Source organism: Desulfovermiculus halophilus DSM 18834 (assembly GCF_000620765.1).
Lineage (GTDB): Bacteria > Desulfobacterota > Desulfovibrionia > Desulfovibrionales > Desulfothermaceae > Desulfovermiculus > Desulfovermiculus halophilus.
The window spans coordinates 214,539-226,776 of record NZ_JIAK01000004.1; the positions used below are offsets into that span (position 1 = coordinate 214,539).

The 12,238-nt window shown below is 59.2% G+C and carries 12 protein-coding genes; 2 read left to right on the forward strand and 10 right to left on the reverse strand.

Features of this window, described 5'->3' with window-relative positions:
- Window positions 1-355 precede the first annotated feature (355 nt).
- The 3 genes from N902_RS0101105 to N902_RS0101115 are packed head-to-tail and all read right to left on the reverse strand — an operon-like array spanning window position 356 to window position 3,439.
- Complete coding sequence (locus N902_RS0101105; RefSeq protein WP_034621121.1) at window positions 356-1,720, reverse strand: deoxyribodipyrimidine photo-lyase; 1,365 nt, start codon at window positions 1,718-1,720, stop codon at window positions 356-358.
- Complete coding sequence (locus tag N902_RS0101110) at window positions 1,721-2,221, reverse strand: pyridoxamine 5'-phosphate oxidase family protein (protein WP_027369420.1); 501 nt, start codon at window positions 2,219-2,221, stop codon at window positions 1,721-1,723. It abuts the gene before it with no gap.
- A 27-nt stretch (window positions 2,222-2,248) separates the two neighbouring features.
- Window positions 2,249-3,439: a GAK system CofD-like protein gene (locus tag N902_RS0101115; protein ID WP_027369421.1), complete on the reverse strand. Its 1,191-nt coding sequence runs from the start codon at window positions 3,437-3,439 to the stop codon at window positions 2,249-2,251.
- Window positions 3,440-3,653: 214 nt separating this feature from the next.
- Between N902_RS0101115 and N902_RS0101120 the strand changes: the two genes are divergently transcribed.
- Both N902_RS0101120 and N902_RS0101125 read left to right on the forward strand, forming a co-directional pair.
- Window positions 3,654-4,889: an inorganic phosphate transporter gene (locus tag N902_RS0101120; RefSeq protein ID WP_027369422.1), complete on the forward strand. Its 1,236-nt coding sequence runs from the start codon at window positions 3,654-3,656 to the stop codon at window positions 4,887-4,889.
- A 158-nt stretch (window positions 4,890-5,047) separates the two neighbouring features.
- Window positions 5,048-5,722 carry a DUF47 domain-containing protein gene (locus N902_RS0101125; RefSeq protein WP_027369423.1) on the forward strand — a complete coding sequence of 225 codons (675 nt, stop codon included), beginning with the start codon at window positions 5,048-5,050 and terminating at the stop codon, window positions 5,720-5,722.
- A gap of 39 nt (window positions 5,723-5,761) precedes the next feature.
- On the opposite strand, the gene N902_RS0101130 is transcribed toward N902_RS0101125, so the two are convergent.
- From N902_RS0101130 to pstB, 7 genes are all read right to left on the reverse strand, one after another.
- Window positions 5,762-6,643 (reverse strand): GAK system ATP-grasp enzyme, encoded by an 882-nt coding sequence (locus tag N902_RS0101130; protein ID WP_027369424.1) that lies wholly within the window; start codon window positions 6,641-6,643, stop codon window positions 5,762-5,764.
- A 9-nt stretch (window positions 6,644-6,652) separates the two neighbouring features.
- Window positions 6,653-8,305: a PhoU domain-containing protein gene (locus tag N902_RS0101135; RefSeq protein WP_027369425.1), complete on the reverse strand. Its 1,653-nt coding sequence runs from the start codon at window positions 8,303-8,305 to the stop codon at window positions 6,653-6,655.
- Between the two features lie 81 nt (window positions 8,306-8,386).
- Window positions 8,387-8,671, reverse strand: a complete 285-nt coding sequence (locus tag N902_RS0101140) for an amphi-Trp domain-containing protein (RefSeq protein WP_027369426.1) — start codon at window positions 8,669-8,671, stop codon at window positions 8,387-8,389.
- A 115-nt stretch (window positions 8,672-8,786) separates the two neighbouring features.
- The gene (locus N902_RS0101145; RefSeq protein WP_027369427.1) at window positions 8,787-9,938 is read right to left on the reverse strand and encodes a hypothetical protein; all 1,152 of its coding nucleotides are present in this window, start codon (window positions 9,936-9,938) and stop codon (window positions 8,787-8,789) included.
- A 128-nt stretch (window positions 9,939-10,066) separates the two neighbouring features.
- Complete coding sequence (locus tag N902_RS18480) at window positions 10,067-10,591, reverse strand: GAK system XXXCH domain-containing protein (protein ID WP_051564065.1); 525 nt, start codon at window positions 10,589-10,591, stop codon at window positions 10,067-10,069.
- A gap of 85 nt (window positions 10,592-10,676) precedes the next feature.
- A complete protein-coding gene (gene phoU, locus N902_RS0101155; RefSeq protein WP_027369428.1) occupies window positions 10,677-11,351 on the reverse strand; it encodes a phosphate signaling complex protein PhoU in 675 nt (224 codons plus the stop codon).
- A 26-nt stretch (window positions 11,352-11,377) separates the two neighbouring features.
- The gene (gene pstB / locus N902_RS0101160; protein ID WP_244147351.1) at window positions 11,378-12,148 is read right to left on the reverse strand and encodes a phosphate ABC transporter ATP-binding protein PstB; all 771 of its coding nucleotides are present in this window, start codon (window positions 12,146-12,148) and stop codon (window positions 11,378-11,380) included.
- Between the last annotated feature and the right edge of the window lie 90 nt (window positions 12,149-12,238).

Here is a 12,238-nt window from a genome sequence, read left to right on the forward strand (position 1 = left end):
GTGGGAGCTATCCTGACCGCTCCCGCGGTCTCTTTCTGGACGCCGGAGCGTCCAAAAGAGTTCCCACGCAGAGCGTGGGAACGATAAAATTGCCTCCATAAGAGTTTGCCGTCTCTTCTGTGTGCCGGGAGGGGGCAGGGGTCCCCCTTTGGCGGGACATAGAAAATACCGGGCCGAAAGTGGGCACTCAGAAGAGATGGCAAACTCCAAAAATCCACAAGCTACGTCGAAGAACCGTAACTTTCTTTATCTGCCCTAAGCCATCTTGGCGTCATCCCGGACTTGATCCGGGATCCAGTTCTTAGCCTGGACTCCGGATTTCGCCGGAATGACAGAAAAAACCGAAGTTCCGTTGTTAATCTTCACTCCGGCCGTAGGTTCGAACATAGGCCCGGACATCGAACTTCCGTTTGCATCCGGCATAGCTCATGTACCGGATCTTTCCGAATACCGGCCGCTCCTTGAACCCGTGGTCGTGCACCCCTCCGATGGACCACAGCACCCCCACATATCCGTTTGGATCCCGTCCGTCCAGCTCATAGCGATCGTTGAGCCTGACTGCGGTCTCTATGGCCTCCTGCGGGCTCCGGGTCCACTCCAGGATCTTCTTGGCCCAGTACATGCGCATGTACCCGTGCATCTTTCCCTGGGCCGTCATCTGCAGCTGAGCCGCGTTCCACAGATCGTCATGGGTGGCGGCGGCCTCCAGCTGGGCCGGGGTGTACACATAAGGACGTGGATCCGTCTGATGGGCCTCCAGGGTCTTTTGCGCCCATTCCGGCAGTCCGGACAAAGAATCATACCCTGGATTGTGCCAGCAGAAGTTGTCCGTGAGCTCCCTGCGCACGATCAGCTGCTCCAGGAACGCGCTTTTGGCCTGGGAGGAGACACCCTCGCCGGCCTGGACCTCCAGGGCCGCCCGCTGGGGAGCCAGTTGGCCGAAGTGGAGGTATGCCGAGAGCCCGGAATCCGCCCCGGCATTGGGGTCGTTGCTCTTTTGGGCATACTCCGCCAGGAAATGACGGACAAACTCCCCCAGCATGCGCTTTGCCTCCTGCGCGCCGGGGACCGGACTGCTGACAGGGGATGGATCTGCATCCACCGTGAGCCGGGTGGCGGCCTCCTTCCAGTCCGGTTCTGCCAGGTCCGTCCCCTGGACCGGAAACGGATGGGGAGCAAGCCCTGGAAACGGGGTCAGAAAGTCGACCAGCTGTCTCTGGATCTTGGGCCGGATGGTCCGGGCCGCGTACTCCTGTTTATCTGAGGCCTCCCAGCAGGGGACGATGTTGTGGGCATCGACCATGTACAGCGGAGTCCTGGTTCGGGAAGCCAGCTCCTTCCGCCACCGGACCTTGATCCGCAGGGGGTCGAAATCGCAGACCACGCTCTCGGCATCCCAGGCCCGGGCCAGCTCAGCCAGGATATCCGGAGGACGGCCGAAGCGAAGGACAAAGGGGATGCCCAGCTCCAGGCAGTTCCGGCAGGTATGCTCCAGTCCGCTGAGCATGAAGCTGTACTGGCGCAAGGTTGCGTGCAGGAACTCGGATTGGAGGCAGAAGACGACCATAAGGCCCCGCCCGCCCTGCATGGCCCGCTCCTGGGCGTACAGCAGGGCCCAGTTGTCCTCCGTGCGCTGGTCCCGGCTCATCCAGTACATGACCGGTCCGCTCCCGGGCTCTGTTCCCTGCAGGGTCTGGATGCGGCGCGGATCTGTTCCCACTTATTCCTCCAGGTGCAGCTCTGTGAGCTTTTGAAAGTTGGTCACTGCCACCAGGTGATGCACCCGGATACAGAACACTGCGGACTGCGGGCTGCGGGCAAAGGGTTCCAGGGACGGGTTCCGGGCGGTGAAGACCTGTTCCAGCCCCTGCCGCTCACCAGCTGCTACTTCTCTGGCCCGGCCGTTCATGGTCAGGGCCGTGCCCTGGTCCAGGTCCTGGCTGTAGGCCTTGTCGTCCAAGGCCAGTAGGGAAACATTGGGGTTGTGGCGAAGGGCCCTGCTCTTCCGGCTGTCAGCCGGGGAGACGATGACCAGGGAACACACCCCCGGGGCCGGGGCGAAGCTCATCAGATTGCAGGCCGGCACTGCCTGCCAGCAGGTAGCCAGGATCAGGGTCTGCCGGGCGGCAAGAAAGGCATGCACCCAGTGCAGGAAGCTCTCTTTGTCTTCCCGGGCCAGGACCGTTTTCTGGGGCTCAAGGGGCAGCTGGTGAAAAGACATGCAGACTCCGTGAAGGTGTTTGATCTCCTAATCAGGGGAACTGGCCAGGGAAAACAAGGCCTGCACCAGACGCTCGGGATCGATGCCCGGAGCAGACCCCGGGGTAACCAGGCCGGCCCGGGCCACACGCACCCCCAGGGACCGAACCGCACTGAGGTCGATTGGGCCGGGATAGTGCTCCAGGCAGCCATCCAAAAGGACAAAATCCAGCCCCCCTTCTCCGCCTGACCGGGCGGGAAAAAAGCTGAGCAGGGTGCGGACCTGATCCGCCAGAGTCAGCCCAAGGGCCTCCGGATCGTAAAACGTATTGGGCACAAAGACCTTGGGGCACCTGGCCCGGGCTATGCTTTCCGCCACCCCGCGGGGCAGGAGATTGGCCAGCACACTGGTGAAGAAGCTGCCCATGGGATAGCAGATCAGCTCCGCCTGCCCAATAAGATCCGTCAGATCCCTGTCCGCTGAAACAAAACAAGGGGTTGAAGAATCCAGGCCGGAGGTCAAAAACAGGCGCCGGATAGGGCTCGGTATCTGCGCAGCCTGCTTTCCGGTCAGCAGGTGCTGGCCGATGACCGTCTGTCCGTCGGCCAGAACAGCCCCCAGATGACAGCTGTCCCGGACCACCGGGCGGACGATGCCGCGAACCGCGGCCAGGCCGGAATACAAGGAGATAGCGGCATTGATGTCCCCATGCTGCTCCAAGCAGCCGGCACAGAGAATGGCATTGCCGATGCAGGCGCCGGCAAGGTCGAACCCTGGAGGAATGCTGTGCCGGAAGATCTGCAAATGGCGGCGAACAACCTCCCGCACAGCCGGATGCAGGACCTGTATCTTCGGGTGTCCGGCCTGCACAAGCTCATCAAGCATTGCCTGCAACCGCTCTTGGCAAGCCGTCCGCGGCAGACGATGGGCAAAAAGGCTGACCAGGGCGTCGTTCCCTTCCACATCCGGGTCGGCCAGGGCCATCAGCCGGTTGCGGATATCGCCCACAGCCGGCATGCCGAAGGCCTGTCGGAGCGGGGCCGAGCTCCCTCCGGAATCGAAAGGGGTCACAACATGGATTGAGTTCTGGGTATAGGCCGCGAGTCTCCTGCTTGCAGCCCGCAGCGCGCTCCCCCCGGTGAAGAAAAGCAGACGGGGGCCGAGTTCAGGATTCTGCCTGAACCAGTCCATGCGCCTCTGATCCGGAAGGCGCAGATGCAGCTCATTCCCCGTGCTCATAGGGAGCTATCCTCTGCGGCGGGCAGCCGCCGAAGAAGCAGATCCCGCTTCTGAGTTGGCACCCCAAGTACTCCTTGCAACATATACCGAGTTCATTTATAGGGGGGCAGTCATGTATGAACACAGGCCCGGACACCCCACACTGCAAACGCGTAGTCCTGTTCCGGGGCATACAGTGCATCCGCCCCTGGATGGACATGGAAGATGGTGATCTATGAACCTGTATGATCTTTTCTTCTTTCTCTCTCTGCTCGCTGGCTTCCTTATGGCCTTCAACCTTGGAGCCAACGACGTGGCCAACGCCATGGCCTCGGCAGTCGGGGCCAAGGCCATCTCCGTTCGGCAAGCCGTTTTGATTGCCGGGACCCTGAACTTCGTGGGAGCGGTTTTTCTCGGCTCCCATGTCACGGCCACGGTGAGCAAGGGAATCATCAACGCCGATCAAATCGCTGATCCGCAGATCATGATCGTGGGCATGCTGGGAGCCCTTCTGGCGGCTGCAACCTGGGTCTTTATCGCCACCCTGACCGCGTTGCCCGTCTCCTCCACCCACTCCATCATCGGCAGCATCCTCGGTTTCGGCCTGATCGCCATGGGCCCGGGAGTCGTCAACTGGCTTGTCCTGGGAGGGGTGGTCCTTTCCTGGATCATCTCTCCGTTCTTTGCCGCAGCCATCTCCTTTGCCGTCTTTTCCCACATCCGCCGCTTCATCCTAATGCATACCGACTTCTTCCTTCAAGCCTTGCGCTGGGCCCCGATCTGGATAGCCTTGACCGTCGGCCTGGTTCTGCTCTCCTTTCTGTACAAGACCCCGGTGGGCAAGCAGATCCCGGTGTCCGACGGAATGGGGCTGCTGGCCATCATAGGGATCTGCGTCCTTATCTGGTTTGCGGGCACCCGGATCGTCCGCTCGGTTATGGCCGGAGCCGAGCGCTCGGCTGAGAGCGTGGAGTTTATCTTCCGCCGGATTCAGGTCGGAACCTCCTGCTATGTGGCCCTGTCCCAGGGAGCGAACGACGTGGCCAATGCCATCGGCCCGGTCGCGGCCATCTACATGATCTCCCGGGAGCACGCCCTGTTGGAGCAGGCGGACGTCCCCCTGTCCATCCTGGCCCTGGGCGGAGTGGGCATCGCGCTGGGGGTGATGATCTTCGGCCGCAAGGTCATGGCCACCGTGGGGACCAAGATCACCTCTCTGACCAACACCCGCGGCTTTTCCGTGGACTTTGGCGCAGCGACGACTGTGCTGGCTGCCTCCAATCTCGGACTGCCAGTCTCCACCACCCACGCAGCAGTCGGCGGCGTTGTGGGCGTCGGTCTGGCTCGGGGATTCAGCTCTGTGGATTTCGGCGTATTGCTGCGCATCGTGGCCTATTGGGTCCTCACCGTGCCCATCGCCGCCTTTACCAGTATCGTCTATTTCAACATCCTGTCCGGTCTGTTCTTGTGAAACTCCCGGACAGTGGATGGTTGTAAGAAAACAGAAACTGTGTATACTGCAATTTCTCTATCAAATTAAGAGAGATATCCGTCACAAAGGACAGTGGTTGAGGGCAGCTGCGTCCTGCGCAAAAAACTTGATTCGATTGGATAAAAGGAAGTGATGTTATGAAACGGATCCCGTTTTTCGGTTTGATCAGCCCTCGCTCCCCGATGAAAGGGCTTATTGAACACTATATGAAGATAGACGAATGTCTGGAGATCATCCGGGATGCCCTGGAGTGCTATGTGGCCAGCTCGGATGTGTGCAGGGAGTTCGAGGATCTGAGCCAGGAAATCGACGATATCGAGGCCCATGCGGACAAGATCAAACGCAATATCCGCAACCATCTCCCCCGGCGCCTGTTCATGCCTGTGGACAAGACCCTGTTCCTGAACTACACCCGCAGCCAGGACAACATCCTGGATTCGGCCCAGGAGGCCCTGCATTGGCTGGGCATGCGCAGGATGATCGTTCCCAAGGAGTTTCAGAAGCCGACCATCGAGTTCCTGGACCAGGTGGGGACAACGGCCAAGCTCTTGCAGCCCGCTTTGCAGTCAACCGTTAGGATCGTGCATGGAGAGTCCCTGGACCGGGAAGGATGCAAGGAGAAGTTCCGCAAGATCCGTGTGCAGCGGGACAAAGTCACCCGGGACAAAAAGGCCCTGCGGTCTTTGATCTACAATTCCGACCTGACCTTCAAGGACATCTTTCAGCTGATTCTGTTTATCGACTGCCTCAGCGACATGGCCAAGAACTGCGAGACCTGCTCCGATGCCCTGCGGTCCATGATAGCCAGATAACCTCCGGTCGGGTTGGGATCGGGGGGATGCTCTGTGCAGTCATCCCCCCGCCCTGATCCGCTGCATCACATAGGACGTGAACATCCGGGCGGCATTCAGTCCCTGTGCCTCCCAGACACCGCGGAACCCGCCAAAGGCCGAGACCTCAAAGACCACCGGTCCGTCTTCTGTCTCGGCCACATCCACACAAGTAAAATCCAGGTCGAACTGGCCCTGGGCCTTGGAGGCCAGATCAATGCACCCCCGGCTGGGCGCGTAGGCCTGATACCGGCCTCCGCTGGCTGTGGAGGTATTCCAGGATGGTCCTGGATTGCACCGGGCATAGGTGGTCAGGTATTCCCCGCCCAGAAAGACAAGCCCCAGATCCCGCCCGTTGAGGTCTATCTTTTTCTGGATGTAGATGACTGCATTCTCGGCCGAGTAGGCCCGCATCTCCCGGTCCAGATCCGGTGTATCTCCAATCACCCGCATCCCCCTGGCCTTGGAGGTGTACAGCGGCTTGAGCACTGCTTGGCCGAACCTGCGCACAGCCTGCTTGGCCTCCTCTATATCCTCGGTCACCACCGTGGGAGGCATGGGGATCCCGGCCAGCTGCAAGGCCACAGTGCAGCTCAGCCGGTCCACGACCCGCATCATGCTCTCTGGGGGGGAAAAGATCGGCAGTCCCCGGCGATGCAAAAACCGCAGCATCTCCAGCCGGTCCAGAAGATCCGGGGAGTATCTGCTGCCGATCTTTTTGACTATCAGCCCGTCCAGCTCCAACAGATCGCGTCCCCGAAAAAAAGCGGTCCCCCGGCTGAGATCCAGGGTCACCGAGGTCATATCCACCAGCAGGGAATGCCCGGTCTGATCCCTGACCTCATCGGCCAGCCACTCCGAAGACCGCCCTCCCGGGGTTCCCACCACACCTATGTGCCACATATCGCCTCCTTAGGACGTAACGACCTCCCGGGGCAGGACAAAGGACTCCCAGCCCTGATCGCGATGGGCTGCCAGCCGGTCCAGGAGATAGTGCGCCCGCAAAAACATGCTTTTGGCAAAGTCAGGATTCAGCTCGAACCGGGTCGAGGTATAGAACGACCTGCTCAGGGCCAGGGCCAGACGGGCCTGAAAGGTCCAGTCCCCCCGCCAGCGGGCAAAATCCAGGGCAAAGCCGTACATGCTGGCGTTCAGCCAGTTCAAGCGAAAGCGCAGAGCGGGATTAAAAACCGGTATGCGGTAGTTGGAGACCAGAAACACCGCCACGTCCTGGACATAATCCCCGTAGGTCGAGCGGTGCAGATCGATGAAATGAATCTTTTGCTCCCCGTGGCTGTAAACCAGGTTATTGGTATTAAAATCCCCGTGAATAAAGACCGAGAACGGAGCGGGCAGCTCCTGCTCCACGACCGCTGCGGCCTGCAGCAGCTCCTCTGTGGATGGGAGCACGGCGCGGCCGATGTTTTCCCTCCTGCGCCGGAAATGGGGATGAACATTCAAGATCGCCTCCAGGCGCTTGCGCAGCTGGGGGATGTATCTGGTCTGCACCTTGCGGTCCGCCACGGATTGGGTCCAGACCTCCTCCAGCACTTCCCGCAGGATAAAGAATGCATTGCGCACTGTATCCATGTCCGTGGTCAGCACCGTCTCATCCACAGTGCATCCTGGAAGGAGCTCCAGCAAGAGAGAAGCCGTGTCCTGCTCCATATCTTCGTGAAAGCTGAATATCTTGGGCACCATCTCCGGAAAGATCCCCTGCCAGTGCTCCAGGCACTCCTTCTCCCGGCGGATCTTTTTCCGGGCCCCTTCCTTGAAGATCGATTCCTGTCTGGAATGGGTCCGGTTCGTGTTCTCCACCCGCCCGATCCGGCACCCGGATCTGGAGCCCCAGATATAGGTGAGGTCCACCTCCGAAAGCTCGGCTGGCAACCCGGACTTGGTCAGGTTTTCCTGCAAGGCCTGGAACTGATGGATCTTGATCTTTTCTCCAATGATGGCGAACAGGATGGCCTCTCCGATGTTCAGAAGCGCATCCCCGATCCGCTCCAGGTACCGGATGATGAACACCACGGTCATGTAGTCCCCGGGGCAGCGCGGCCCATGCTGCAGCTCGTCCATAATCCGATCGAACCTGGCCTTGCACATCTTATCCAGGGTGTTTTCAGTGCGGCAGATATGCAGGGTCCGGGGCAGGCTCTTCTCCTGAAGGGCGGTATGGATCTCATCCATTCCGGACAGTATTTCCCGGATCATGCTCTGGTAGTCGTAGGCCTGCAGAAAATTGGGATCGGACAGATGGTGGACCTGGTGAACGATATTCACGCAGTAGTCGGCTATGCGTTCCAGATTGACCGCAATGGTCTGCACAGCCCGGTAGGTGTTGATGGCCTGGGTGGAAAGCCTGTACTCTGCGGCTGAGGCGATATGGGCGTAACAGGCGTTTTCAATGCTGTTTTTCAGGTTGTCGATATAATCGTCCCTGGAGACGATGTATTCATACAGCTCCGCCTCAGGAGCCAGAAGAAAGGTCGAGGTCTGCCGGATATGGCTGATGACTTCCAGGATCAAAAACCGAAAGTTATCGTGGAGTCCGCTCGCGGTCATTCTTGGTTCTTCGGCCTTGGCTGCGGATGGGAGAAGGCGTCCGCGACGCGCGCAGGATGCGGAGTCATCCGGCCCCGGTCCTTATTCCCCGGTTGAGGATTGGATGGATATATGTTTTTCCTGCTCCGTCTCAAAGACCGAGGCATCTTCCCAGGAAATTTCAATCTTCAGCTTGTTCCCGGCTCCCTTTTTCCTTCCGGTTATGGACAGATGCAGCATGGAGGCCGGGGTCAGGATCATCTCCCGCCCCTCGGCGGACAAAACGATCCGCTGCTCTGCCACGGCCTCCTGCAGGGCCCGCAGCAGGCCCTGGATGGTGGCCGTATCCTGGACCGATTCATGGACGAACTCGTTATCTTCCGCCATTGCCCATCTCCATGCACAAAGGATTTCGGTTCTTCGACGTAGCCTGGGGGTTTTTGGAGGCAATTCCACTTTCTGGGTCCAAGAGCCAGGATTTCCTGCGCCGGGTCTGGAAGTCCTACCCCTGCAGCCTGGCTGTGTATTCGGATATGACCCCTGCCCGGGCAACCCCGCTTCGCAGCAGCCGCTTGCGGATTGCCCAGTCCTCCCATGCCGGCTGATAACCGACCTCCCGGCCGGCCTTGGCCGGATCTGTCTCCGTCTCCGTCCTGACCTTCTCCCCCATATGAGTGTCGTCACCCATGAAAATCAAAAGCGGAGGCCTGGACCGGGACCGCTCCCTGTTCTTTGAGGTGACCACTTCGATCAAAAAGTCGGTATAGCGCTGGGACTGCGGGTTCCAGACTTCATACCCGTCCACGTCGTACTCTGCAAGGAGTATGGGCCAGAACTGCTCCGGATGGGGAACGACAATCCCGGCCCCCAGTCCACGGGCCTCCTCAATGACCTCTGAGGTACGAAAGAAGTACTGCAAGGGAAAATCGCGCTTGACCTCCTTTTTCACCTCCTGCAGGAAGTTCAGGGCCTGGTCAATCAGCCGGTGGCCGTAGTTCGGACGCAGGGCATGAAAGAAGTTGCGGACCATTTTGTTCTTGACCACATCCAGGGGCAGTTCGGCTAGGTGCGCGTGCAGCAATGTGTCCAGCTTGGTGACATGCACGGCGATGAACCGGATCAGATCGGCATCCGCCCCGGTCACTCTGGCGGCTGCGTCCAGACGTTCCTGCACCGGCTGGGTGAAGGTCCGGAGCAGATCCAAGAGCTGGGTTGCCCTGTACTGCCTGGTGTGCTCCAGCATGGAGCACAGCACGTCTGCCCCGGCCGCCTTTTCCCCGGTCATATGCACCAGAAGCTGAACCTTCTGGTTAAAACGCCGGGAGTAGCAGTCGACCTCCACCCCAGAGTACCCGGCATGGGACATGAGCACATTGTGCTGGGTGGGGATGACCAGCTCCTGCTCCCGGTTGGGAAACATGGTCTGCATCCGGGAGACAGCCAGGGAGATGGGCACGAACTCCGGATGCCAGTGCACGGCCAGGACCTCCCGCTGTCGGGGACAGACCTCGTCCGGGACGCACACCTGGCTTTGTTGCTCGTCGCTCAGAGCCGTGCTGTTGATCCGCCAAAAGACGCCCTCATCCCGGTCGGTCACTTCCTCTGGGATTGGATCCGGAACCAGGGATGGGAACTGGGGCTTTGATGTAAACATGGGGTGCTCAGCAAGCTATGGCATTCAGGCGCCGCCCTGCTATTTATAGGTTCTTCGCCGTAGCCTGTGGATTTTTGGAGTTTGCCATCTCTTCTGTGTATGCAATTCCACTTACTGTGTCGAAGAGCCTATTTATATCTGTCGTGACATCGGTCCTTCAAGGATTCGATGTGATCAAACGCCCGTTGCATGGCCGCCAGCTCCTCCCGGTCAAAGGCCTCCTGGAATTCCTGGCAGGCCTGGGTAAATCCCGGGTAGAACTCGTCTCCATAGCCGATGAACTCTGTCATCCTGGCACAGTCCTGGAGAAAGACGGTTACTATCTCCCGGGACGGCTGCTGATTGGCCCGCAGATTCGCCCCCAGCTCCTTGTAGTAGGCCTTCATCCGCTTTTTAAGCCGCGCATAGACGGCCTCTTCTCCTTCATCGTCATCGCCTTCCTCGGCTTGCCACGGAGTGACCTTGACCTTGAGGTGGAAAGGCTCGTCCGGCCAACTCTTGGCGCTGAGCTTCATTTTCCGCATATTGGACAGATCCAGGCCGAACTCCTCGACCTGCGCAGCGTCATTTTCCAGGCTGTCGGCCAGAGTGCGCAAAAACCTCCCCAGCTCTGTCTTGGACACTTCAAACGTGTATCGACGCTTTTCGTTCATGTTTGCCTCACTCATGGAAAGCGGATTTGCAATGGAACCTCGTCCCGGGAGAGCTGTGCTTACGACGGATGGCGGACCAAGGGCCTCAGGAGCATTTGGAATCAAAGCGGTCGGAATGCTTCACGTTGATACCCTGGACGATAAAGTAGATGTTTTCGGCGATGTTCGTGGACAGGTCCCCGACCCGTTCCAGAGAGTTGGCCACAATCACCGTGTGCACCGCTCGTTCCACAACCGCGTTTTCACTGCTCATGGAGTCGATAAGGCGGCGAATGATCTTGATGTTCAGGTCATCGGCAGTATTGTCCTGGCCGCAGACCTGTGCGGCCTGATCACAGTCCAGCCTGGAGAAGGCGTCGATCACGTTTTGATACATGGACAGAGAAATATCGGCCAGGGACTGCACAGCGCTCATCAGCGCGAGCCTGGGGCGCTGATTGAGCATGATGGCCCGCTCGGCTACATTGGTGGCCTGATCACCGAGACGCTCCAGGTCGTTGGCAATCTTGGAACAGCCCATGACAAAACGCAAGTCCTTGGCCACCGGCTGCCACAGGGCCAGGATGTGCAAAATTGCCTCTTCGATGTCCACTTCCAGGGCATTGATCTCCTTGTCGCCCACAATGACCTCTTCAGCCAGGGAGTCGTTTCGCTCCATCAGGGCCTTGACCGCGGCACCCAACGCCCTTTCAGTCAAGGTGAACATCCTCATCATCTTGACCTCGAGCTTTTCCAGCTCCTTATGCAAATGCGTCTCCATGATCTCCTCGCGCCCCCTTCGCGGTATCATCCGAACCGGCCGGTTATATATTCTTCCGTCTGTTTCTGCCCCGGCCGGGTAAACATCACATCCGTTGCATCGATCTCGATCAGCTGGCCCATGTAGAAAAAGGCGGTACGATCCGAGACCCGCGCCGCCTGCTGCATATTGTGGGTGACAATGATGATGGTCAGCCTGTTCTTCAGCTCAAAGATCAGCTCTTCGATCTTTTGGGTGGCCAGGGGATCCAGGGCCGATGCCGGCTCGTCCATGAGCAGGACCTCGGGATCCATGGCCAGGGCCCGGGCAATGCACAGCCGCTGCTGCTGCCCTCCGGACAGGGAGGTTGCCGGCTGGCTCAACCGGTTTCCCACCTCGTCCCACAAACCGGCCTTGCGCAGGGAGTCTTCCACCAGATCGTCCATATGGGATCCCTTTCTGGCCAGCCCGTGGATCCGGGGGGCGTAGGCAACGTTTTCATAGATGCTCTTGGGAAAAGGGTTCGGCTTTTGAAAGACCATTCCCACCCTGCGCCGAAGCTCCACTACATCTAAATGTGGAGCATAAATATCCTCCTGGTCAAGGAAGATTTTGCCCTCAACCCGGGTCCCGCTGATCAGGTCGTTCATCCGGTTCAGGCAGCGCAGATAGGTGCTCTTTCCGCATCCCGACGGTCCGATCAGGGCGGTGACCTGATGGGCGTAAAAAGCGATGCCGATATCCTGGAGCGCTTTGAAGTCCTGATAGTAAAAGCTGAGCCCCTGGGTCTCCATCTTCACAGCTGCGGTCATGTGCACATTCCCTTTATCGACCTGAGATCCATGGTGTTCGTCTGTTCTTTTTCGGCTCTTCGACACACGAAATGGAATCGCATGCGTAAGAGTTTG

What these genes read in the sequence shown, in the direction of transcription:
- N902_RS0101110 (WP_027369420.1), bottom strand. Translation starts at nt 2,221, where the DNA reads ATGTCTTTTCACCAGCTGCCCCTTGAGCCCCAGAAAACGGTCCTGGCC.
- N902_RS0101115 (WP_027369421.1), bottom strand. Translation starts at nt 3,439, where the DNA reads ATGAGCACGGGGAATGAGCTGCATCTGCGCCTTCCGGATCAGAGGCGC.
- N902_RS0101120 (WP_027369422.1), top strand. Translation starts at nt 3,654, where the DNA reads ATGAACCTGTATGATCTTTTCTTCTTTCTCTCTCTGCTCGCTGGCTTC.
- N902_RS0101125 (WP_027369423.1), top strand. Translation starts at nt 5,048, where the DNA reads ATGAAACGGATCCCGTTTTTCGGTTTGATCAGCCCTCGCTCCCCGATG.
- N902_RS0101130 (WP_027369424.1), bottom strand. Translation starts at nt 6,643, where the DNA reads ATGTGGCACATAGGTGTGGTGGGAACCCCGGGAGGGCGGTCTTCGGAG.
- N902_RS0101135 (WP_027369425.1), bottom strand. Translation starts at nt 8,305, where the DNA reads ATGACCGCGAGCGGACTCCACGATAACTTTCGGTTTTTGATCCTGGAA.
- N902_RS0101140 (WP_027369426.1), bottom strand. Translation starts at nt 8,671, where the DNA reads ATGGCGGAAGATAACGAGTTCGTCCATGAATCGGTCCAGGATACGGCC.
- N902_RS0101145 (WP_027369427.1), bottom strand. Translation starts at nt 9,938, where the DNA reads ATGTTTACATCAAAGCCCCAGTTCCCATCCCTGGTTCCGGATCCAATC.
- N902_RS18480 (WP_051564065.1), bottom strand. Translation starts at nt 10,591, where the DNA reads ATGAACGAAAAGCGTCGATACACGTTTGAAGTGTCCAAGACAGAGCTG.
- phoU (WP_027369428.1), bottom strand. Translation starts at nt 11,351, where the DNA reads ATGGAGACGCATTTGCATAAGGAGCTGGAAAAGCTCGAGGTCAAGATG.